Source organism: Caballeronia sp. INML1, assembly GCF_023631085.1.
Lineage (GTDB): Bacteria > Pseudomonadota > Gammaproteobacteria > Burkholderiales > Burkholderiaceae > Caballeronia > Caballeronia turbans.
In genome coordinates, this window is record NZ_JALQDT010000011.1 from 1 (window position 1) to 23,363 (window position 23,363).

Below are 23,363 nucleotides of genomic sequence, written 5' to 3' on the forward strand. Positions count from 1 at the left end.
GGCTGAGTCCTGTAATGTACAGAACTCAGCCCTCACGGCCTTAGCCCAAACCTGTCCAACTTTGCGGGGTCAGTTCAGATTGGGCCGGGGTTTTCTCGCCAGCTCGAGATCAGTGCGCCGCTTGCCCCGACATGCCGTTATGTCGCAGCAATGCGTCGATGTCCGGCTCGCGTCCGCGAAACGCCTTGAACGAATCCATCGCCGGGCGGCTGCCGCCGACTTCGAGAATCTCGCGGCGGTAGCGCGTGCCCGTCGTCACGTCGAGCACCGAGCCGTTGCTGGCCTTCGCGGCTTCTTCGAACGCCGCGTACGCGTCCGCCGACAGCACTTCAGCCCACTTGTAGCTGTAGTAACCCGCCGCGTAGCCGCCCGCGAAGATATGGCTGAACGTGTTCGGCCAGCGCGAGAACGGCGCCTGCGGAATCACATGGAACTTCTCGTTGATCGCGCGCGCGAGGTCGTTCACGTTCTGCGTCGCGTTGGCCGGATCGTAGGACGTGTGCAACACCATGTCGAACATCGAGAAGACGATCTGGCGCATCGTGCCGAGACCGCTCTGGAAGTTTTTCGCGGCGAGCATCTTGTCGAACAGCTCGCGCGGCAGCGGCGCGCCGGTCTCGACATGCGCGGACATGTCGGTCAAGACGTCCCACTCCCAGCAGAAGTTTTCCATGAACTGCGACGGCAGTTCGACCGCATCCCACTCGACGCCATTGATGCCCGACACGCCCAGTTCGTCGATCCGCGTCAACATGTGATGCAGGCCGTGGCCGAACTCATGGAACAGCGTGATGACTTCATCATGCGTGAAGCAGGCGGGCTTGCCGCCCACCGGCGCCGAGAAATTGCACGTGAGATAGGCGACCGGCGTCTGCACGCCGCCCTGCGTGCGCTTGTGGCGCGAGCGGGCGTCGTCCATCCATGCGCCGCCGCGCTTGCCTTCGCGCGCGTAGAGATCGAGATAGAACTGCGCGACGAGCGTGCCGTCCTTGTTCTCGACGCGGAAGAAGCGCACGTCGGGGTTCCACACGGCGGCTTCGTCGCGGCGGATCGACACGTTGAAGAGCGTTTCGGTGACCTTGAAGAGGCCCTTCAGCACGGCTTCCTGCGGGAAGTATTGCTTCACTTCGTTCTCGGAGAACGAGTAGCGCTTCTGACGCAGCTTCTCGGCCGCATACGCGATATCCCACGGCTGCAGTTCGGGCATGCCGAGCTCGGTCGCGGCGAACGCGCGCAGTTCCATCCAGTCCTTTTCGGCGTAAGGACGCGCACGCGTGGCGAGGTCCTCGAGGAACGCGATCACTTGCGCGGGCGATTCGGCCATCTTCGGCGCGAGCGACACTTCCGCGAAATTCTGATAGCCGAGCGTCTTCGCTTCCTCCTCGCGCAGCTTCAGATGCTCGACGATATTCGCGGTGTTGTCCCATTCAGGCTTGCCGTGGCCGTAGGTGCCGCCCAGCTCCGACGCACGGGTGGCATACGCGCGATACATCGCCTCGCGCATCGGCCGATGATCGGCATATTGCAGCACCGGGAAATACGACGGGAAATGCAGTGTGAACTTCCATCCTTCCTTGCCGTCGCGTTGAGCGGCTTCGCGGGCCGCTTCGATCACGTCATCCGGCAGGCCGGCGAGATCGCTTTTTTGCGTGACGACGTACGCGTAGGCGTTGGTCGAATCGAGCACGTGATCGGAGAATGCCTTGGAAAGCGCGGCTTGCTCCTCCTGCAATTGCGCGAAACGCGGCTTGCGGTCCTCGGGCAATTCGGCGCCCGACAGACGGAAATCCCGCAGCGAATTCTCCAGGATCTTCTTGCGCTCGGCCGATAAACCGGCGAATTCCGGTCCGGCGGCAATCGCCTTGTACTTCTCGTAGAGCGCGAGGTTCTGACCGACGCTTGCCGAAAATTCGGTGACGCGCGGCAGGTTTTCAGCGTGCGCGGCGCGCAGTTCTGGCGTATCGGCAACCGCGTTCAGATGGCCGATTACGCCCCAAGCGCGGGACAATTTTTCCGATTCCTGCTCGACCGCCTCGACGACATCTTTCCAGGTCGCCGGCGTGTCCGGCGCGCTCGCACGGTCGACGGCGGCCTTTGCATCGGCGAGCAGCACGTCGAGCGCCGGCGTGACGTGCGCAGGCTGAATTTCGCCGAAACGCGGAAGATCGGAAAAATCGAGCAGCGGATTGGCCGCTGCCAGGGTGGACGTGGTGTCGCTCATGACTCTCCCGTTCTGATGTTGGGTAAAGCGCGGGCGGGGAGTGTCGCACCCGTCCGCGCCGGCTCTCTGAGAGATTATTAGGGCGTGCGAGGCAAATTCCAATCGATTGTTTTTAAGGGGCCGATTAATGCGGCCCCGCGCCGATTTTCACGCTTGCGCCGCGCGCTCGGCCGCTTCGATCGTGTTGACGAGCAACATCGTGATGGTCATCGGGCCGACGCCGCCCGGGACCGGCGTGATATGGCCGGCGACTTCCCTGACGCCCGCGAAATCGACGTCGCCGCACAGCTTGCCTTCGTCGTCGCGATTCATGCCGACGTCGATCACGGTGGCGCCCGGCTTCACCATGTCGGCGGTCAGGATGTTGCGGCGGCCGACCGCGGCGACGATCACATCGGCATCGCGCGTATGCTTCGCGAGGTCGCGCGTCTTGCTGTGACAGATGGTGACGGTCGCGCCGGCTTCGAGCAGCAGAAGCGCCATCGGCTTGCCGACGATGTTCGAGCGGCCGATCACCACCGCGTTCGCGCCTTTCAGGTCGATGTCGTGCGCCTGGAACATCTTCATCACGCCGTAGGGCGTGCACGGGCGAAAGAGCGGCTTGCCGGTCATGAGCGCGCCCGCATTGGCGACGTGAAAGCCGTCGACGTCCTTCTCGGGCGCGATGGCCTCGATGACCTTGTGGCTATCGATGTGCGCGGGCAGGGGCAGTTGCACAAGAATGCCGTGGATGGAAGGATCGGCGTTGAGCTTTGCGACGTGCGCGAGGAGTTCGTTTTCGGCGAGCGTCGCGGGGAAGCGGTCCATCACCGAGTGCAGGCCGTTGTCGTGGCACGCCTTCACCTTGTTGCGCACGTAGACCTCGCTCGCGGGATTGTCGCCGACGAGCACCACGGCCAGGCCCGGCTTGTGTCCACGGGCGGTGAGGGCGGCGGCGCGCTGGGCGACATCGGCGCGAAGGGTCTTGGAAAGGGCGTTGCCGTCGATGAGTTGGGCAGTCATGGCGAATCGGATCGAGGATGGGCGAGGGCGCGCGAGGGCGTTAAGCCGTCGCCGCGCCCGCTGCTTCGTGCGGCAGCGGTGCGCGGCGCTCGCGCATGGTGCTGGGCGCGTTTTTCGGCAAATGCGCCCCTGGGAAGGGCGAAATTATACCGCCGGGCGCTATTGCACGTTTTGGCCCGCCATGCCCGCCACTTCGCCGGGCCTTAAGGCGTAACCGCCTTCCAGGACGAATCCGGATTGAACGACTTGATCGCCGCGGCCGCGCGTGCGGACGCCGGGCCGAGGTCTTTTTCGAAGATCTGCCCGTCCTGGTTGACGATGAAAGTCATCACACCGGTCTGGCCGTAGCGCGCCGGCGTCGCGATCAAGCCGAAGCCTTGCGTCAGCTTGCCGTCCTGCAGATAGCTCTTCGCGCCGCCCTGCGCGTTCGCGCCCTGCGAAGTCAGGATGCGGTAGTGATAGCCGTAATAGCCGTCGGCTGCGCTCGGCTTGTTCGGCATCGTGGCAGCGAGCGGGCCGAGCGGGCTGTCCGGCTCGCCCGGCGCGGTGTCCCAGTAGAGGCCGTCGTGTTTGCCGGGCGTGCTGACGAAACGGTCGGCGTAGCGGTCGGCCGTCTTGTGATAGTCGTTCTGCGCGGCGACATACGCGAGCGCGACCTGCATCGCCGAACGCTCGTTGCGGCCGATACGCCGCGTGAGCAGTTCGTCGCGCGCGGCGGGCATGTCGAAGCGCCAGCCTTTCGCGACTTTCACGAGCGGAATCGGCAGCGTCCAGCCGCTCGTGCCCGCTTCGATGTGCGCAGCCGGATGGCCTTTGAGCGGTTGAGCATCCTCGACGATGCGATGCTGCTGCGCCCACGCGCCCAGGTACGCATAGATGTCCTCTTCGCCGACACTGCCGGCGGGCACGTAATGCCTGTGGTCCTTGCCGAGGACTTTGGCGAGCGCGGTGTCGTCGTTGGTCGCGATGGCGTCGGTGAGCGCCTGCGCGGCCGCTTCGGCGGTCGGATAGACGGTCTGCGCGTACGCGAGCGATGCGCCGAGCGCGAGCGATGCGGCGACGAGGGCGCGCAGGAATGGCTTCTTCGTTGAGGCGAATGCTTGGGTAGGGGTCATCTCAGGCTCCTGAAAGTGGCGTTCGCCGCGTATGCGGCGTTTGAGCGATCAGTCGAATCGATCATCAACGGCGATGAAAGCCTCCGCCGCCGCCTCGCTGGAACCCGCCGCCGCCGTGCATTCCGCCGCCGCCCCCGAATCCACCGCCCTGACGTTGCGCGCCCCCCGCGCCGCCGAATCCACCCCCCGCACCGCCCCCCGCACCGCCGCCCGCCTGACGCTCGATACCACCGCCGCCGCCGACGCGGTTATGCGACTGATTGGCGAACGACTCCCGGCTCGCCTGTCCGCGCTGGATGTCCTGGCGCGCACCGTTGCCGTCGCCCGCACCGCGCAGCGCGTTATCGCGGTTCACGTTCTGCGAGCGCTGGCGCAGGTCGCTGGTGTCGCGCGCGTTCACACCGCCGCCCTGGCGAATGCTCTGCACGCGCTGGCTCGCCGGCTCGTTGAGGTTTTGCCCGGTGCGCTGCTGCAGCGTCTGCGCCGCCTGCGCGCGCGCATTCTCGCGACCCCGAAACTGGTTGGCGTTCGCGCCGAGATTCGCGTTGTTCAACGTGTTCTGCCGGTTCGCGACGTTGGTCCGGTTGAACTGCGGATCGTTGCGGTTCCAGCGCACGTTGTTGCTGTTCGCATTGATGCGGTTGCTCGTGTTGATGTTGTTGTAGCGGTTCACGTTGACGTTGACATCCCCGTGCCCCCAGTTACAGTTGCCCCACAGCGAATTCACGACCGCGACGCCTGCGCCGAACGCGAGACCGCCGACGAACGCCGACGCCATCGCATATCCCGGAGGCGGAGGCACGTAGACCGGCGGATAAGCCGGATAAGGCCACGTGCCGTACACGACCGTCGGGTTATAAGTCGGCACATAGACCACTTGCGGATTGGCCGGCTCGATCTGAATCACCGTGGTGCTGGTGGTCGTGCTGCCCGCCGGCGCCGGCGCGCTCGTGATCTTCTGCTGCTCGTTCGTCTTCAGATTCCCGGCGCTTTGCGCCGCGCGCCGCAGACGCTGAACGGAGTCCATCACGTCGCTCGGCTGCGCGATGAAGGCGTTGCCGAGCTGCGTCACCCAGTCGATCTTGGAGGCCATCGTTGCGAGCGCCTGAGGGAACGCGACGAGCGATTGCACGCTCGGATCCCACGGCTCGGTCTGCACGGCTTTCACGGCGTCGTCGCCCTTGACGTTCGGGTTCGCCTTCGACCACGCGGCTGCATCGGTGACTTGCGATGGATACGTCGACGCCATCAGCACTTGCGCGAGCAGCGCGTCGGGATAGAGCGCGACCGGCGCGGTCAGCGCATCGAGCTGCTGGTTCGTGAGCTTCTGCGCGGCGCTCGCAGCGTCCTGCGTCTGCGCGTGAACCGTGGCGGGAAGCAGCGCCGTAAGCGGCAACGCGAGCGCTACGCTCATCGCGATGATGCGCAGCGTGCGCGCGCGATGGCTGATGATGTAAGGGCTTCGTTTCAAGATCAAGTCCTCCGGTGCACGACGCTGGACACTCGGCGCGCGTGGACTGCCGATGCGGCGGGATGCGCCTGTAGTTTGCCGATAAGCAGCGAACTGATGCGCAGTGCTGAATGAAGGCGAGGGAATTGATGAGCGAGTGGCTTCGGTTTCGAAGACCTGGACGCCAAACGTTTGACATTCGAGCAAGGACGCAGCAGCCGTCGTGTCGCGCATGACCGTTGTCCGGTAGTGGAGGTCACGCCAACTTACGGGCGGCCCTCTGGATGTGTCAACGTGATTGAGGAAATATCACGTTTCACTCTTGCCGACAACGGGGTTTCGGAAGGGGACGAACGGCGCGCGCGTGTCGCCAGGCGCGCCATGCAAGCGCGGCCGGCATGGCGATGCCGGCCGCGAAGAGAGAGATGAAGCCGTTACTGCTGAGGCTTGTTCGACAGCGCGAGACGCAGCAGATCGGCGACGGTGTTCACGGAGAGCTTCTCCATGATGTTCGCGCGATGCGCTTCCACCGTCTTGATGCTGATGCCGAGATCGTCGGCGATCTGCTTGTTCAGGCGCCCCGCGATGATGCGCTCGAGCACCTGATGCTCGCGTGCGGTCAGCTTGCCCAGACGCTCTGCGGCGGCGCGCTGCTGCTGCACGCTGGTGCTTTCGCTGCGCGCTTTCTCCAGCATGCGCTCCACGAGCTTGCGCAGTTCGGCTTCGTCGAACGGCTTTTCGATGAAGTCCATCGCGCCTTTTTTCATCGTCGAGACGGCCATCGGCACGTCGCCGTGACCCGTCACGAAGATGATCGGCAGCAGCGAATTCTCGGCGATGAGTTTCTCCTGCAGCTCGAGCCCCGTCATGCCGGCCATGCGCACGTCGAGGATCAGACAGGAGATCGCGCCGGAATGCGAGATCGGCAGATAGACGTCGAGGAACGATTCCGCGCTGGAGAAGCATTGAACGCGATAGCCGTTTGCTTCGAGCAGCCAGCGCAAGGAATCACGCACGGCTTCATCATCGTCGACGACGAAGACGGTTTCCTGAGTGGTGACTGTGCTCATAGTTCTCCCGTAACTGTTTGTTGTCTCGTATGTTCGTCCTGCGCATCCGTGCCGCCCGTGCCCGACGAGCCGTCCACTTCGCCGATCGGCAGGCTGCAGTGGAAAGTTGCGCCGGTCACGTGGCCGTCCGCTTCGACGTTGTTGACCACCCAAAGGCGTCCGCGATGCGACTCGATGATCGAGCGGCAGATGTTCAGCCCCATGCCCATGCCGTCGGACTTGGTGCTGTAGAACGGCTCGAAGAGGCGCTCGGCGGTTGCCTCGTCCACGCCCGGTCCCTGATCGACCACGCTGATGCAAACGAAGCCGCCGTCCATGCGCTGCACGACGACGCGAATCACCGGATCGACCGCGGTTGGTTTCGCATCATGCATCGCCTCAGCCGCGTTTTTCAACAGGTTGACCAACACTTGTTCGATCAAAACCGGGTCGACGTAGATCACCGGCATGCGCGAGCGGATTTCGGTGACGATGCGGATCTTGCGTTTGCGCGCTTCGATTTCGGCGAGACCAACCGCGTCCGCGACGATATCCGCGACGCGCGCGGCCTGGCGCTTGGGCTCGCTGCGCTTCACGAACTCGCGGATGCGCTTGATGATCATGCCTGCGCGCACGGCCTGCTGCGCGGTCTTCTCGAGCACGGGAAGCAGCGTTTCCTGCGTCATGCGGCCAGATTTCACCAGCGCGACGCAGCCGGAACAATAGTTGTTGATCGCCGCGAGCGGCTGATTCAGCTCGTGCGCGAGCGACGACGCCATTTCGCCCATCGTCATCAGGCGGCTCGTGAACTGCAGTTTCTCTTCCTGCTGATGCGCGAGTTCCTGCGCCTGCTTGCGCTGCGTGATGTCGGTGGCGATCTGCATCTGCGCGAGATGGCCGTCGACCCACTGGATGTACTGGCGGCGCACCTCGAACCACTTCTGGATACCCTCGACATAGACTTCCTGCGCGTCCGCCGAGCTTTCGGTGAGCGCGGCGGCGGGGAGGCCCGCGTAGGTGTCGACCATGTCGATGGTATCGGACGAGCTTTGCGAGCCGCCGTCGAACGCGGCGCCGGCGAGCTCCAGATGGCCGTCGGGACGGATGCCGAACAGATGCCGGTAATAGCGATTGGCGAAGAGCAGCTCGGCTTCGTCGGCGGCGAGCACGGAGACGGCCGCGTCGAGGCTTTCGAGCACGGTGGTGAAGCGCTCGTGCGCCGCGGCGAGCTCTTCGCGCGCGCGCTTGGGTTCGGTGATGTCCGTCATCGACGACATCCAGCCAGTCTGCCGCCCCGAGCTGTCGATCAGCGGCGAGACGTACAGCCGCGCGTGGAAGAACGAACCGTCCTTGCGGCGCACGCGCAATTCGAAGCCGGAAGAGGGCGCCTTGCCGCGCAGCGTCATGTCGAGCTGGCGCTGCATTTCGGGATAGGCGTCGCGCGGCCAGTACGGAAACGGCGCGTTCTTGCCGACGAGATCGCTCTCGTCCCAGCCCGTCATGCGGCAGAACGCGGGGTTCACGTGCGTGATGCGGCCGTGCATGTCGAGCACGCGCATGCCGATCAGCACCGAGTTTTCCATCGCCCGGCGGAAGAACGCTTCGGCGTACAGCGCCTGTTGCGCCTCGAAGCGCTGGCGCGTGTGTTTCCACAGACTCCAGAGACTCCACAGCACGAAGCACGACAAGCCGGCCACGAGCCAGACGAGCGTGTTATTGGTGAAGTTCGTGAGCTGCGGGTACGAATAGACGCGCACCGACAGGCCCTGACCCGGCGGATCGAGCGGCAGGTCGTAGAACATGTCGCGCGGCAGGCGCGGGCGGCTCGACGTGGTCGCGAGCTCGCGGTTGTTCAGGTCCGTGATGGAGATCTTGTACTTCGCCGACAGTTCGCTGGGAATGTCGTGCTTGAGGACGCCCTCGATCGAGAACACCGCCGCGATCGAGCCGAGGAATTCCCGGTCGCGGAAAACCGGTGTCTGCAGCGTGATATAGCCGTTGCCGAGATCGTCGTAGAGCAATGGCGAGTAGACTTGGCGGCGGGTGGTCCGCGCTTCGTCGAACGCGGCCTGCACGGCCTCGTCCATCTGCGTGTCGTTCGGCTTCGCGAGACGCGATCCGAGCACGGGCAGCGGCGTATTCGGCCAGCGCGGCTTATGCTCGCTCGTATACCAGTTCATGTAGAGGATCTCGGGATGCCCCTGCATGATGTCGGTGGACGAGGTCTGGAAGGTTTGCGGGTCGCCGTGGCCGGTCACGATGTCGCGGGCGAGCGCCTGGATCTGCTCCTGTGCGCCCGTCATCGAGAGACGGATTTGCTGCTGCGCCCACGCGACATTGCGGTAGAGCGTGTCTTCCTGCTGCTGTTGCTCGCGCCGGTTCAGGCTCCAGAGGATGAGACTCATCACGACCAGAAATACCAGGATCGAAATGAGCGGCGTGAGTAAATAGGAGTTCGACCACCACGGGCCGTGGTGCCAGCGAGAGGGCGAGGCGTCGGTCGGCTTGCGCGGGACCCTCGCCGAGCGTTTGATCAGCCGTTCGGTCAACATGGAAGCGATTGTAACGCAGCGCCTGATTGTTAATTGGCGTAAAAAGAGGGTAAAGAAGCCTCGATTGCAGGAAAAGGAGGAGAAACATCTGACTAAAAAAGTCTTATGGGACGGTGCGTTGCAGCAATTTTTCGTATGGTGAGATCAACTCTCATGATTTGAAAAATTCCTTGCGTCATGGTCTGGACCCTCTTTAGAATTGCCGGCACGCGGCCAGTGCCCGCCTTCGATCGGGCGTGCGCCGGCGGTTCTCAGAGTGTTCCTCACATCAGGAGACGAGCATGTCCGCTGTACCCGACGAAGTTCTCAAATATGTCGCCAACGCCAAGGACGACGATCCTCAGGAAACCGCCGAATGGCTCGACGCGCTCGACGGCGTAATTTCCGCGGTCGGTCCTGATCGCGCGCACTACCTGATCGAGAAACAGATCGAATTCGCTCGCGTTCATGGCGAGCACCTGCCGTTCTCCGCCAACACGCCGTACATCAACACGATCCCCGTCGCTTCGCAGGCCAAGATCCCGGGCGACCAGGACATCGAACACCGGATCCGCTCGTACACCCGCTGGAACGCCATCGCGATGGTTCTGCGCGCGGGCAAGGATACGAACGTCGGCGGCCACATTGCTTCGTTCGCGTCCGCCGCCACGCTCTACGACGTCGGCTTCAACCACTTCTGGCACGCGCCGTCGAAAGAACACGGCGGCGATCTCGTGTTCGTGCAGGGCCACTCGTCGCCGGGCGTGTACTCGCGCGCGTTCCTGCTTGGCCGCCTGACCGAGAAGCAACTGAACAACTTCCGCCAGGAAGTGGGCGGCGAGGGCATCTCGTCGTATCCGCACCCGTGGCTGATGCCGGACTTCTGGCAATTCCCGACCGTGTCGATGGGTCTCGGCCCGATCATGGCGATCTATCAGGCGCGCTTCATGAAGTACATGGCGGCGCGCGGCATCGCGAAAACGGACGGCCGCAAGGTCTGGGCGTTTCTCGGCGACGGCGAGACGGACGAGCCGGAATCGCTCGGCGCGATCGGCATGGCCGGCCGCGAGCGTCTGGACAACCTCGTGTTCGTCATCAACTGCAACTTGCAGCGCCTGGACGGCCCGGTGCGCGGCAACGGCAAGATCATCCAGGAACTGGAAAGCGAATTCCGCGGCGCGGGCTGGAACGTCATCAAGGTCATCTGGGGCAGCCGCTGGGATGCGCTCTTCGCGCGCGACAAGACCGGCGCGCTGATGCGCCGCATGATGGAAGTCGTCGACGGCGAATACCAGACGTACAAGTCGGAGTCGGGCGCGTTCGTGCGCGAGCACTTCTTCAACACGCCGGAACTGAAGGCGCTGGTCGCCGACTGGTCCGATGAAGACATCTGGAACCTGAACCGCGGCGGTCACGATCCGCACAAGATCTACGCGGCATTCGACGCCGCGACCAAGACGAAGGGCGCGCCGACCGTCATCCTCGCCAAGACCATCAAGGGTTACGGCATGGGCGAGCATGGTCAGGCGATGAACATCACGCACCAGCAGAAGAAGCTGCCGATCGACACGCTGAAGAAATTCCGCGACCAGTTCCGCCTGCCGCTCACCGACGAGCAAATCGCCGACGTGCCGTACCTCACGTTCGAGGAAGGCTCGAAGGAACTGGAGTACATGCGTCAGAAGCGCATGGACCTCGGCGGCTATCTGCCGGCGCGTCGCGAAAAGGCGGAATCGCTGCCGGTGCCGGCGCTCGCCGCATTCGAGCCGCTGCTGAAGGGCACGGGCGAAGGCCGCGAAATCTCCACGACGATGGCCTTCGTGCGGATCCTGAACATCCTGCTGAAAGACAAGGCACTCGGCAAGCGCATCGTGCCGATCGTGCCGGACGAATCGCGTACTTTCGGCATGGAGGGTCTCTTCCGTCAGATCGGCATCTGGAATCAGGAAGGCCAGAAGTACATTCCCGAAGACTCCGACCAGCTGATGTTCTACAAGGAATCGGAAACCGGGCAGATTCTGCAGGAAGGCATCAACGAAGCAGGCGGGATGTGTGACTGGATCGCGGCCGCGACGTCGTACTCGACGCACGGCGAGATCATGATCCCGTTCTACATCTTCTACTCGATGTTCGGCTTCCAGCGCATCGGCGATCTGGCGTGGGCCGCGGGCGACATGCGCTCGCGCGGCTTCCTGCTGGGCGGTACCGCTGGCCGCACGACGCTCAACGGCGAAGGCCTGCAGCACGAAGACGGCCACTCGCTGCTGTGGGCGGCGTCCGTGCCGAACTGCGTGAGCTACGATCCGACCTTCGGCTACGAGCTCGCGGTCATCATGCAGGACGGTCTGCGCCGCATGGTCGCGGATCAGGAGGACGTGTACTACTACATCACCGTGATGAACGAGAACTACGAGCATCCGGCGATCCCGCAAGGCGATGCCGTTGCATCGGACATCATCAAGGGCATGTACGCGTTCAGGAAGGCCGATGCGGCCGGCAAGGCGCACGTTCAGCTGATGGGCGCGGGCACGATCTTCAACGAAGTGATCGCCGCCGCCGATCTTCTGAAGAACGACTGGGGCGTCACCTCCGATCTCTGGAGCGTGCCGAGCTTTACCGAACTGGCCCGTGACGGTCAGGCGTGCGAGCGCTGGAACCTGCTGCATCCGACCGAAGAGAAGCGCGTGCCGCACGTGAGCGCGCTGCTCAAGGGCGCGAAGGGTCCGGTGATCGCATCGACGGACTACATCCGTGCGCTCGTCGACCAGATCCGCGGCTATGTGCCGAACAAGTTCGTGGTGCTCGGCACCGACGGCTACGGCCGCTCGGACACGCGCGAGGCGCTGCGCCACTTCTTCGAAGTCGACCGCTACTGGGTGACGCTGGCCGCGCTGAACGCGCTGGCCGACGAAGGCACGATCGAGCGCAAGGTCGTCGCTGAGGCGATCAAGAAGTACAACCTCGACCCGTCCAAACCCAACCCGATGACCGTCTAAAGGCATCGCCCCCGAGCGTTGTGACGCGGCCTCTTTCCGAAGCGGAAGGAGGCCCGCGTGCAACCCAGGAGACACTAATAATGAGTCAAGCGATCGAAGTCAAAGTGCCGGACATCGGCGATTTCAAGGACATCCCCGTGATCGAGGTGCTGGTCAAGGTGGGTGATACGGTCGAACCCGAGCAGTCGCTCGTCACGCTCGAATCCGACAAGGCGACGATGGACGTGCCGAGTTCGGCGGCGGGCACCGTGAAGGAGGTGAAGGTCAAGGTCGGCGACAACGTGTCGGAAGGCACGCTCATCGTCGTACTGGAAGGCGGCGCATCCGCCGCCGCGCCTGCCGCAAAGCAGGAAGCGGCTGCACCGGCGCCGGCAGCGGCTCCCGCTGCCGCCCCCGCCGCGAGCGGCGGCGGTTCCATCGAAGTGAAGGTGCCGGACATCGGCGACTTCACGGACATTCCGATCATCGAGATCGGCGTGAAGGTCGGCGACCAGGTCGAGAAGGAGCAGTCGCTCGTCACGCTCGAATCCGACAAGGCGACGATGGATGTGCCGAGTCCCGCATCGGGCACGGTGAAGGAACTGAAGGTCAAGATCGGCGACACGGTTTCCGAAGGCTCGCTGATCCTCGTGCTGGAAGGCGCCGGTGCAGCAGCAGCGCCTGCGGCGGCGCCCGCGCCTCAGAAGCAGGTCGAAGTGCCCGCCGATGCGCCCGCGAAGCCCGTTCCCGCGAAAGAGCCGCCGTCCGCGCTCGCGCAGGCGCCCGTGATTCCTGCCGGCGACGGCACGCGCACGTCGAGCCACGCGTCGCCGTCCGTGCGCAAGTTCGCCCGCGAACTGGGCGTCGACGTGTCGCGCGTGCGTGGCAGCGGTCCGAAGGGCCGCATCACGCAAGGCGACATCACCGCGTTCGTCAAGGGCGTGATGTCGGGTCAGGGCGCGGCGCCCGCAGCGGCTGCGCCGGCTGGCGGTGGCGGCGGCGAACTGGGTCTGCTGCCGTGGCCGAAGATCGACTTCACGAAGTTCGGCCCGGTCGATCCGAAGCCGCTGTCGCGCATCAAGAAGATCTCGGGGGCGAACCTGCATCGCAACTGGGTGATGATTCCGCACGTCACGAACAACGACGAAGCCGACATCACCGAGCTCGAAGAACTGCGCGTCAAGCTGAACAAGGAACACGAAAAGGCGGGCGTGAAGTTCACGATGCTCGCGTTCGTCATCAAGGCCGTGGTCTCGGGGCTCAAGAAGTTTCCGGACTTCAACGCGAGCCTGGACGGCGACAACCTCGTGTTCAAGAAGTACTACCACATCGGTTTCGCGGCCGATACGCCGAACGGCCTCGTCGTTCCGGTGATCCGCGACGCGGACAAGAAGGGCCTCGTCGATATCGCCAAGGAAATGGCGGAGCTGTCGAAGCTCGCGCGCGACGGCAAGCTCAAGCCCGATCAGATGCAGGGCGGCTGCTTCTCGATCTCGTCGCTGGGCGGCATCGGCGGAACGCACTTCACGCCGATCATCAACGCGCCCGAAGTCGCGATTCTCGGCCTGTCGCGCGGTCAGATGAAGCCGGTGTGGGACGGCAAGCAGTTCGTGCCGCGCCTTACGCTGCCCATGTCGCTGTCGTACGACCATCGCGTCATCGACGGTGCGGCCGCTGCGCGCTTCAACGCTTATCTGTCGGCGATTCTGGGCGATTTCCGTCGCGTCATTCTCTGATCTTCTGATCCGGCCGACGGCGGAACCTCGGGGCGTGGCCCTGAGGTTCCATCCGCACATCTCTTAGGGGACAACATGAGTCTCGTCGAACTAAAAGTACCCGACATCGGCGACTTCTCCGATGTCGATGTCATCGAAGTCAATATCAAACCCGGCGACAGCATCGAAAAGGAACAGGGCGTCATCACGCTCGAAACCGACAAGGCCACGATGGAAGTGCCCGCCGATTTCGCGGGCACCGTCAAGGAAGTGAAGGTCAAGCAGGGCGACAAGGTCTCGCAGGGCTCGGTCATCGCGATGGTCGAAACCGAAGGCGCGTCGGCGGCTCCGTCGCCTGCTGCAGCGCCGGCGCCGGCGGCCGCGAAGCCCGCCGCGGCCGCCGGCGGCGTGCAGGACGTGAAGGTGCCGGACATCGGCGACTTCAAGGACATTCCGGTCATCGAAGTGCACGTGAAGCCGGGCGATACGGTCGAGAAGGAGCAGTCGCTCATCACGCTCGAATCCGATAAAGCCACGATGGACGTGCCTTCACCCGCTGCGGGCACGGTGAAGGAAGTGAAGCTGAAGGTCGGTGACACCGTGTCGGAAGGCACGCTGGTCCTGACGCTCGAAGGCGGCGGCGCGGCGTCCGCGTCTGCGCCCGCGCCCGCGCCTCAGCAGGCTGCTCCGGCAGCCGCTGCAGCCGCTCCGGCCCCCGCGCCGCAAGCGGGCAGTTACTCCGGCGCCGCCGATGTCGAGTGCGACATGCTCGTGATCGGCGCCGGCCCCGGCGGTTATTCGGCGGCGTTCCGGTCCGCCGATCTCGGCATGAAGACGGTGCTCGTCGAGCGTTATTCGACGCTGGGCGGCGTGTGCCTGAACGTCGGCTGCATTCCGTCGAAGGCGCTGCTGCACACCGCGCTCGTCATCGACGAAGCGGCGGAGCTCGCGGCGCACGGCATCAGCTTCGGCGAGCCGAAGGTCGATCTGGACAAACTGCGCGGCTTCAAGGAAGGCGTGGTCAAGAAGCTGACCGGCGGTCTCGCGGGCATGGCGAAGGCGCGCAAGGTGCAGGTCGTCACGGGCGTGGGTAACTTCGTCGATCCGTATTACATGGAAGTGCAGGGCGCGGACGGCAAGAAGGTCGTGAAGTTCAAGCAGGCGATCATCGCGGCCGGCTCGCAAGCCGTGAAGCTGCCGTTCTTCCCGGACGATCCGCGTGTCGTCGATTCGACGGGCGCGCTCGAACTGCGTCAGCTTCCGAAGCGCATGCTCGTGGTGGGCGGCGGCATCATCGGCCTGGAAATGGCGACGGTGTATTCGACGCTCGGCGCGGACATCGACGTCGTCGAAATGCTCGACGGCCTCATGCTCGGCGCGGATCGCGACCTCGTGAAGGTTTGGGAGAAGTTCAATTCCAAACGCTTCACGAACGTGATGCTGAAGACCAAGACGACCAAGGCGGAAGCGCGCGAAGACGGCATCTACGTGACCTTCGAAGGCGAGAAGGCGCCGAGCGAACCGCAGCGCTACGACCTCGTGCTGCTCGCGGTCGGCCGCAGCCCGAACGGCGGCAAGATCGGCGCGGACAAGGCCGGCGTGGCGGTGACGGATCGCGGCTTCATCAACGTCGACAAGCAGATGCGCACCAACGTGCCGCATATCTTCGCGATCGGCGATCTCGTCGGCCAGCCGATGCTCGCGCACAAGGCGGTGCACGAGGGCCACGTCGCGGCGGAAGTGGCGCACGGCGAGAAGGCGTATTTCGACGCGATGCAGATTCCGTCGGTGGCTTACACCGATCCGGAAGTGGCGTGGGCCGGCAAGACGGAAGACCAGTGCAAGGCCGAAGGCATCAAGTTCGGCAAAGCGGTGTTCCCGTGGGCCGCGTCGGGCCGCGCGATCGCGAATGGCCGCGACGAGGGCTTCACCAAGCTCATCTTCGATGAGGAGACGCACCGTGTGATCGGCGGCGGCATCGTCGGTCTGAATGCGGGCGACCTGATCAGCGAAGTGTGCCTTGCGATCGAGATGGGCGCGGATGCAACCGACATCGGCAAGACGATCCACCCGCATCCGACGCTCGGCGAATCGGTCGGCATGGCCGCCGAGTTGTACGAAGGCGTGTGCACGGACTTGCCGCCGCAACGCAAGAAGTAAGCTTCCGCACTTCGAGAAGTGCAAAGGCGCGTTCCTTCACCGGAGCGCGCCTTTTTCGTTTACGAACGGCAGACGACAAAAAGCCCGGCGCGGTGGCCGGGCTCTTCGTCATGCGTGCTGCATTGAACCGGGCAGAGCCCGGCGGCAAACTTACGCAACCGACTTCTTGGCGGCGCGGGTAGCTTGCTCGGTCGCTTGCGTAGCGGCCTTCGTCGCAGCCGTAGCGGCAGCGTTGAAGTTGCTTTCGGCGATCTCGACAGCTTGCTTCGTTGCCTTGTGAACCGTTTCGTACGTCGTGTTGGCAGCGGTGATAGCCGACTTCATCACGGCGACAGCGGTTTCCGAACCGGCCGGTGCGTTCTTCGCGACGTTGTCGACGAGCGTTTGCACCTTGCGGTTCTGCTCTTCGTACTGCGCTTCCGCGACGCGGGCGAATTCGGCTTGCGTGGCCGACGCGATTTCATACAGGTGACGGCCATACGACAGCACCTTTTCCGCGACCGGCTGGGTCAGGCTGGCTTGCAGCGCGAGCAGTTCCTGCGCGTCCTTCACCGACAGAGCGCGCTGCGCGTTTTCCTGGCTTTCGGCCAGCGTGGACTTCACGACTTGCAGGTTCAGTTCGACCAGCTTCTCGACGCCTTCGAACGCCTTGTTCGTCAGACCGAACAGCGTGTCGAAGTTAGCTTTTTGTGCAGCGGCGATTTGCTCGGGGGTCAACAGCGTCATCTCAGGCTCCTGATGGCCGACCCATCAAATGCGGGTCGTGGTTTGGATAGATCCGGCGCGATGAACCTGGCCGGCTAGGTGCAACCGCGATTGGTGCGTCGCAACATGAGACCCATTTTAGAGATATTCCGATAGATGTCAAGCACTTTTTGTGCGCTGCACAATGAGTCGAAAAGGTATGTTAAACAAAGGCTTACTTGATCGACGGACGCTCGAGACGGACACCCGTGGAAACCCTGTGCACGTCAGCCGGGTATGAGATTCAAGACGTCTCGACGCGCGTTCTTGCAGTGGATGAGAGCACGTCTGGATGAAGTTTTGATGTCGCCCGACGTCAGACGCCTGCGAGTTTTTCGCGATGCAAAATGAGACGATTCTGGAGAATGTCTTAATTTTAAGATGTTGCCGTACACCAAATTGTTGAAGAAACGTTAACATTTCGATGGTCCGATTTTGTGGCGCGGACCCACGCGCAACTCGGCCTGCCTTGCTGTCGATTTCGCGTTCTGCGTTTGTCCCATCGCTCTGCATGTTTTGACTAAAGTCGTGGAAAGTTTTGCCGATAGCACGTTTGACGTCATGTAGAAAAGCGCGCTTTGGGCAGTACAGGCTCCGCCGGGACGATCGTTTTTTCCGATCGAGGCGCGCTGTTGATCGGCAATACGCAATCAAGGCTTACAACTCAGTTTAACGAGTGCCGATAAGTGCTTAATATTGCTTAAATTTCGTTGCTTCACTACACTTGGCGGTACCCTCCAGCCGCCCAACAGAACACTAATGAAAACCGAAATGTTTTCGTCGTTGAAGGTGGTGCATGGCGTGGCAGTGCGCTCGGCATTGTCCATCGCTGTCTCCATCGCAGTAGCGACGTCCTTCGCAGCGGCTCCGGCTGAAGCCTTTGCAAAGACCGCCACCGCAACCAGGACCGCAAAGAAATCCACCGCCAACGCTGAAAAGCCTGCGCGCGTGGCCAAAACCACGCTCAAGGCACCGAAGCCGGCGAAGGCCGCCAAGGTCGCTGCCACGGATGACGACGAGGATGCGCCCCGCGCATCGCGCAAGCGTCGGGTGTCTTACCGCATGGAACCGCATGCGCGCCGCGGTGCGGTGCACGCCGTCGCGTTCCAGCCGCGTGCCACATCGGTCGGACAGGCGTTCGGCCTGCATGACACGCCCGACAGCCTTGCGCTGCGCTCGAGCGTTGCTTATGTGGTCGACCAGAACACGTCCGAGACGCTCTTCGACAAGAACTCGCGCGCCGTCGTGCCGATCGCGTCGATCACGAAACTCATGACGGCGATGGTCGTGCTCGACTCGCACATGCCGCTCACCGACGAGATCAGCGTCACCGACGAAGACCGCGACTACGAGAAGTTCACCGGCTCGCGCCTTGCAGTCGGTTCGGTGCTGAATCGCGAGGACATGCTGCATATCGCGTTGATGGCCTCCGAGAATCGCGCGGCGGCGGCACTCTCGCGCTATTACCCGGGCGGCCGTCCGGCGTTCATCGCCGCGATGAACGCGAAAGCGAAGTCGCTCGGCATGGCCGACACGCACTTCGAGAACTCGACGGGCCTGACGAGCCAGAACGTATCGAGCGCGCGCGACCTCGTGAAGATGGTGAACGCGGCGTATCAATATCCGCTGATCCGCAAGTTCTCGACCGACCGCAGCTACGATGTCTTCACCGGCAAGCGCAATATCGCCTACAACAGCACGAACGCGCTGATCCGCAATGCATCGTGGGATATCGGCTTGCAGAAGACGGGCTTCATCAACGAAGCGGGCGAATGTCTCGTGATGCAGGCGAACGTGAACGGCCGCCCGGTCGTGATCGTGCTGCTCGACTCCTACGGCAAGTACTCGCGCTTCGCGGATGCGAGCCGCCTGCGCTCGTTTCTCGATACGCTCGGCGAGCCGCACATCATGAGTGCCGATATGGGCAGCGGCGCGAATCCTTGAGCGTCCGCGATCCGCTGCTTCAAAAGCAAACGGGATTCGTCGAAAGACGAATCCCGTTTTTTCATGCGGCGCGGATCAGCGGTGCGCGTGTTGCACGTCGGCGGCCGCCTGTTCCGGGTGATATCCCAGCGATTGCGAGATTTCGAGCGCCGTGTGGCTCAGTTGCTTGAGCCAGGCATCTTGCAGACGATCGGCGGGCGCGGAAAGCGAAAGTCCGGCGACGAGCCGCCCGGTGTCGTCGTAGATGCCGGCGGCGATGCAGCGCACGCCGAGTTCGAGTTCCTCGTTGTCGCGCGCGCAGGCCTGCTGACGCACCAGCGACAGTTCGCGCTCGAGCTTCGAGAGATCGGTGATGCTGTTCTGCGTGTGCCCCGAGAGACCGGTGCGCATCGCGTAGGCGCGCACGCGTGCGGCTTCGTCGGCGGCAAGGAAGAGTTTCCCGACCGAAGTCAGATGCAAAGGCGCACGGCCGCCGATCGCCCGCACCACCTGCATGCCAGAGCGCTCCGAATAAGCGCGCTCGATGTAGACGATCTCGTCGCCTTGTCGTACGGATAGATTGACGGTCTGGCCGGTTTGCCGATGCAGTTCGCGCATCGGCGGCATCGCGGCCTCACGCACCGAGAGACGCGCCTTCACGAGATTGCCGAGTTCCAGCAGCCGCATGCCGAGCCGGTAGGTGCCGGGATCGGAACGGTCCACGAGGCGGCACAGCACCATGTCGTTGAGGATGCGATGCGCCGTGGACGGATGCAGACTCGTGCTCTGGGAGAGCTCTTTGAGGCTGACGGGGTCGGTGTGATCGGCGAGGGCGTCGAGAAGACGCATCATGCGCTCGATCACCTGAATGGAAGTCTTGGAGTCCGGGTTCGTATCGCTCATCGTGAAAAATCGGTTGATGCGTCAAACAGCGGAATGGCGATTGTATCTCATAATGTGAAAAAAGCGAACGCCGTTCTGAAACGATGATTCCGGCAATGACGCGCGCGTATCAGCGCGACCCGACGGGCGAGGCTTTCGCGGATAATCGGCGATGCGTTCATATCACTTCTACAAAACAGGAAACGCCCCCATGCGAGTCGGACTATTCGTCACGTGTCTCATCGACATGATGCGCCCTGAAATCGGCTTTTCAGTCATCAAGCTGATCGAGCGGGCGGGTTTCGAAGTCGTCGTGCCGCCGTCGCAGACGTGCTGCGGCCAGCCCGCGTATAACTCGGGCGATCGTCCGCTCGCCCGCGATCTCGCCGAAAAAACGCTGCGCGAGTTCGAGCAGTTCGACTATGTGGTCGTTCCGTCGGGTTCCTGCGGCGGCATGATCCGCGCGCACTACGGCGATCTTTTTCGCGACGATCCGCAACTGATGAGCCGCTTCGGGCGCCTGCAGCCGCGTGTGTTCGAACTGACCGATTTTCTGGTGAATGTCGCAAAGGCGCGCATGGAGCCCGGCGCATTCGACGGCATGGTGACCTATCACGATTCGTGCTCGGGTTTGCGCGAACTCGGCGTGAAGTCGCAGCCGCGTGAGCTGCTCGCACAGGCGGGCGTACCGGTCACGGAGATGGCGGGCTGCGAACACTGCTGCGGCTTCGGCGGCACGTTCGCGGTGAAGTACGGCGACATTTCGACGGCGATCGTCGATGAGAAGTGCGCGAACATCAAGGCGAGCGGCGCGGACACGGTCGTGCTCGGCGACCTCGGCTGCATGCTGAACATCGAAGGGCGCCTGCGCCGCACAGGCGATACGTCGACGCGCGTGCTGCACATCGCGCAGGTGCTCGCCGGCGACGCGCAAGGCCGCGCGTGAGCGCATCCTGAAAAGAGAGACTGTCCATGCAAGTCCAGACGATGCATTTCAAGGCGCGCGCAGGCAGCAAGCTTGCCGACGAGCGCCTTCAACAAAACCTCACGAAGCTCTCGACGAAGTTCGTCAGCGCGCGCGCGAGCGCGGTGCGCGACATCGACTTCGAGGCGACTCGTGCCGCGCTGAAAGAGCGGCGCGATCGGGCGCTCGACAATCTCGACGTATGGCTCGAAACCTTCGAGCGCGAAGCGGCGCGGCGCGGCGCCACGGTGCTCTACGCCGAATCGACGCAGGACGCAGCCAGGCTCGTCGCGGATATCGCCCGCAAGCATGACGTGAAGAAGGTCATCAAGACCAAGTCGATGGTATCCGAAGAGATGCAGTTGAATCGCGTGCTCGGCGAGATGGGCGTGCAGTCCATCGAGACCGACCTCGGCGAATACATCCTGCAGATCAACGATAACGAGCCCCCTAGCCACATCATCGCGCCGGTCGTCCATAAGGATAAGGAGCAGATTGCCGATCTCTTCGCAAAAACGCATAACAAGCCGCGCCTGACCGACATCCCCGACATGACGCGCGAGGCGCGTGAAGTGCTGCGCCCGCATTTCATGTCGGCGGACATGGGGGTGACGGGCGGCAACTTTCTGATCGCGGAGACGGGGTCGGTGGCGGTCGTCACGAACGAGGGCAACGAGGGCATGTGCACGGTGATGCCGCGCGTGCATGTCGCGGTGACGGGCATCGAGAAGGTGCTCCCGACACTCGAGGATCTCGCGACCGCCATGCGCCTCCTGCCGCGCTCGGCGACCGGGCAGACGATCTCGAACTACTTTTCGCTGCTGACCGGACCGCGCGCGCCGGACGAGTCGGACGGCCCGGAGCACATGTACTTCGTGCTCGTCGATGGCGGGCGCACCGGGCTCATCGGCGGAGAGTTCCAGGAAATGCTGCGCTGTATCCGCTGCGGCGCGTGCATGAATCATTGCCCGGTCTATCAGAAGATCGGTGGGCATGCGTACGGTTGGGTCTATCCGGGACCGATGGGCTCCGTGTTGACGCCGGCGTACGTCGGCATTGAGAAGGCGCTCGATCTGCCACAAGCCGCGACGCTCTGCGGCGAATGCAACAGCGTGTGCCCGGTCGGCATTCCGCTGTCGGATTTGCTGCGCAAGCTGCGGGAAAAGCAGATGGAGCGCGGACTGCGCCCCTGGAGCGAGCGCGCCGCGCTCGCAGCCTGGGGCTATCTCGTGAAACGGCCGGCGGCGTATGCGCTTTTCACCAAGCTCGTCGTGCGTGTGCTCGAACGCATGGGTGGCGAAAGGAAAGCGATTTCGCGCTTGCCGTTCGGCAAGGGATGGACCGGCACGCGCGATATGCCCGCGCCGGTCGGTCGAACTTTTCGGGAGTTATACAAGGCGCAACACTCGCATCTCGGATAGAACAAAGCCACGGCAGATCGTCTGATCTGCCGTGGCCCGTTTTCGATGAAGACGTTCCGCGCCTTAACCGCCGTAGCGTCCAAGAAAGCCGCGTGAATTGCCGCCGTCGCGAGTGCCGCCATTCGCGGATGGCGGCGGGGCGCGGTTCGGCCCCGGAGGTCGACCGCCCACTGCGTTGGGCACCGGCGCGCCGCCGACTGCCTGCGGAGGGGGAGCGGCCGGCGGACGACCGCCGCCTGCCTGTGGCGGCGGGCCGTTCGGATGTCCGCCACCCGCTTGCGGCGGCGGCCCGCCCGGACCATGATCGCGCGGGTGTGAGCCGCCGCCATGCCAGCCACCTGGGGGCGGACGGCGCCAGCCCGGACCGTCATCCCAGTAGCGGCTGCGCCCCGGACCGTAATACGCCGGACCAGAGTAATACCCGCCACCGACGACAACGCCCGGCTGAACGACCGGCGGACCGCCGTAATAGCCATAGCCCGGATCGTCGTAGACACCAGGATAGCCGCCGCCATAGGTCGGCGCGTCCGGATAGACCGCGCAACCGCCAAGCAAGGCAGCGGACGACGCGAGAAGAACACCTGCAACCGCGGATTTCATGATCTTGATAGAACCTGTAGCACCATTACTGTATGAGACAGCATCGCCAAGCGGATGTCCTCAATAACTTTGTAAGGCTTTATGACGGCCAAGTGTCATAAAGACGGGTAGCGGAAGCGGCGCGCCGGATAGAGGACTTGTTGTCGCGAACGCAACAATCCTTTGCTTTTCAACGGCTTGTTAAGATCGGGACGATTCCGTACCATTCGAAATGTCCGGCAGTGGGTCCCGGATCCTTGTTACCCACTGCGACACTTCGACCCAAAGGCAGTCCCATGAAAAAGACAATATCGACCTACTGGCCCGTCGCCATCGTGCTTCCGATCGCACTGGCTTTTTGCTTGCACGCCGGCGAAGGCGGCAGCATGTCCACGCGCCATCAGGAAACCAGCGTGGCTGGCGTGAGCGCCGAGCTTGCTCGCGCGATCTCACTCGGCTTCGTCGAGGACGATGACGCGACGCCCGCAGTGACTTCCGTACAAAAGACGCTCTAGAGCGCCGGGTTTTTACGCAGACGAAAAATGGCGCCCCGCGTGAACTGACCCCGCGAAGTTGGACGGTTAAAGTCTAGCGGGTAGCCAAGGCCTGAGTTCTGTATTGCACGGGACTCA

General features: G+C 63.4%; 16 protein-coding genes. 7 read left to right on the forward strand and 9 right to left on the reverse strand.

Features of this window, described 5'->3' with window-relative positions:
• Positions 1–109: 109 nt before the first annotated feature.
• The 6 genes from NCR38_RS04790 to fixL all read right to left on the reverse strand — a co-directional run bounded on the left by NCR38_RS04790 (position 110) and on the right by fixL (position 9,389).
• Complete coding sequence (locus NCR38_RS04790; RefSeq protein WP_061121757.1) at positions 110–2,221, reverse strand: M3 family metallopeptidase; 2,112 nt, start codon at positions 2,219–2,221, stop codon at positions 110–112.
• A gap of 147 nt (positions 2,222–2,368) precedes the next feature.
• Positions 2,369–3,223 carry a bifunctional methylenetetrahydrofolate dehydrogenase/methenyltetrahydrofolate cyclohydrolase FolD gene (folD, locus tag NCR38_RS04795; RefSeq protein ID WP_061121756.1) on the reverse strand — a complete coding sequence of 285 codons (855 nt, stop codon included), beginning with the start codon at positions 3,221–3,223 and terminating at the stop codon, positions 2,369–2,371.
• Positions 3,224–3,426: 203 nt separating this feature from the next.
• The gene (locus NCR38_RS04800) at positions 3,427–4,338 is read right to left on the reverse strand and encodes a DUF2950 domain-containing protein (RefSeq protein WP_061121755.1); all 912 of its coding nucleotides are present in this window, start codon (positions 4,336–4,338) and stop codon (positions 3,427–3,429) included.
• A 64-nt stretch (positions 4,339–4,402) separates the two neighbouring features.
• Entirely contained in the window at positions 4,403–5,752 is a 1,350-nt protein-coding gene (locus NCR38_RS04805) for a DUF3300 domain-containing protein (protein WP_061121759.1), read from the reverse strand.
• A 470-nt stretch (positions 5,753–6,222) separates the two neighbouring features.
• Positions 6,223–6,858 carry an oxygen response regulator transcription factor FixJ gene (gene fixJ, locus NCR38_RS04810; RefSeq protein WP_014190971.1) on the reverse strand — a complete coding sequence of 212 codons (636 nt, stop codon included), beginning with the start codon at positions 6,856–6,858 and terminating at the stop codon, positions 6,223–6,225.
• Positions 6,855–9,389, reverse strand: coding sequence for an oxygen sensor histidine kinase FixL (gene fixL / locus NCR38_RS04815; protein ID WP_061121754.1), 2,535 nt, complete (start codon positions 9,387–9,389; stop codon positions 6,855–6,857). Before fixL ends, fixJ begins: the two co-directional genes overlap by 4 nt.
• Before the next feature lie 281 nt (positions 9,390–9,670).
• Here fixL and aceE point away from each other — a divergent pair, with 281 nt between their 5' ends.
• The 3 genes from aceE to lpdA all read left to right on the forward strand — a co-directional run bounded on the left by aceE (position 9,671) and on the right by lpdA (position 16,218).
• Complete coding sequence (gene aceE / locus NCR38_RS04820; RefSeq protein ID WP_061121753.1) at positions 9,671–12,364, forward strand: pyruvate dehydrogenase (acetyl-transferring), homodimeric type; 2,694 nt, start codon at positions 9,671–9,673, stop codon at positions 12,362–12,364.
• Between the two features lie 80 nt (positions 12,365–12,444).
• Positions 12,445–14,079, forward strand: a complete 1,635-nt coding sequence (aceF, locus tag NCR38_RS04825) for a dihydrolipoyllysine-residue acetyltransferase (RefSeq protein ID WP_061121752.1) — start codon at positions 12,445–12,447, stop codon at positions 14,077–14,079.
• A 75-nt stretch (positions 14,080–14,154) separates the two neighbouring features.
• Positions 14,155–16,218, forward strand: a complete 2,064-nt coding sequence (gene lpdA, locus NCR38_RS04830) for a dihydrolipoyl dehydrogenase (RefSeq protein WP_086961652.1) — start codon at positions 14,155–14,157, stop codon at positions 16,216–16,218.
• A 150-nt stretch (positions 16,219–16,368) separates the two neighbouring features.
• Here the strand turns inward: lpdA and NCR38_RS04835 are convergent, their stop codons facing one another.
• Positions 16,369–16,944, reverse strand: coding sequence for a phasin family protein (locus NCR38_RS04835; RefSeq protein ID WP_061121751.1), 576 nt, complete (start codon positions 16,942–16,944; stop codon positions 16,369–16,371).
• A 777-nt stretch (positions 16,945–17,721) separates the two neighbouring features.
• On the opposite strand from NCR38_RS04835, the gene pbpG reads away from it, so the two are divergent.
• On the forward strand, positions 17,722–18,906 hold the full coding sequence (gene pbpG, locus NCR38_RS04840; RefSeq protein ID WP_061121750.1) for a D-alanyl-D-alanine endopeptidase: 1,185 nt from the start codon (positions 17,722–17,724) through the stop codon (positions 18,904–18,906).
• Positions 18,907–18,981: 75 nt separating this feature from the next.
• Here pbpG and NCR38_RS04845 read toward each other — a convergent pair whose 3' ends face one another.
• Complete coding sequence (locus tag NCR38_RS04845; RefSeq protein WP_061121749.1) at positions 18,982–19,788, reverse strand: IclR family transcriptional regulator; 807 nt, start codon at positions 19,786–19,788, stop codon at positions 18,982–18,984.
• 190 nt (positions 19,789–19,978) lie between these two features.
• Here NCR38_RS04845 and NCR38_RS04850 point away from each other — a divergent pair, with 190 nt between their 5' ends.
• Together NCR38_RS04850 and NCR38_RS04855 are read left to right on the forward strand one after the other, a co-directional pair.
• Positions 19,979–20,713, forward strand: a complete 735-nt coding sequence (locus NCR38_RS04850; protein ID WP_061121748.1) for a (Fe-S)-binding protein — start codon at positions 19,979–19,981, stop codon at positions 20,711–20,713.
• 26 nt (positions 20,714–20,739) lie between these two features.
• Entirely contained in the window at positions 20,740–22,152 is a 1,413-nt protein-coding gene (locus NCR38_RS04855) for a lactate utilization protein B (protein ID WP_250476516.1), read from the forward strand.
• Positions 22,153–22,215: 63 nt separating this feature from the next.
• On the opposite strand, the gene NCR38_RS04860 is transcribed toward NCR38_RS04855, so the two are convergent.
• Positions 22,216–22,752, reverse strand: coding sequence for a hypothetical protein (locus NCR38_RS04860; RefSeq protein WP_061121746.1), 537 nt, complete (start codon positions 22,750–22,752; stop codon positions 22,216–22,218).
• Between the two features lie 275 nt (positions 22,753–23,027).
• Between NCR38_RS04860 and NCR38_RS04865 the strand changes: the two genes are divergently transcribed.
• Positions 23,028–23,246 carry a hypothetical protein gene (locus NCR38_RS04865; protein WP_061121745.1) on the forward strand — a complete coding sequence of 73 codons (219 nt, stop codon included), beginning with the start codon at positions 23,028–23,030 and terminating at the stop codon, positions 23,244–23,246.
• Positions 23,247–23,363 lie beyond the last annotated feature (117 nt).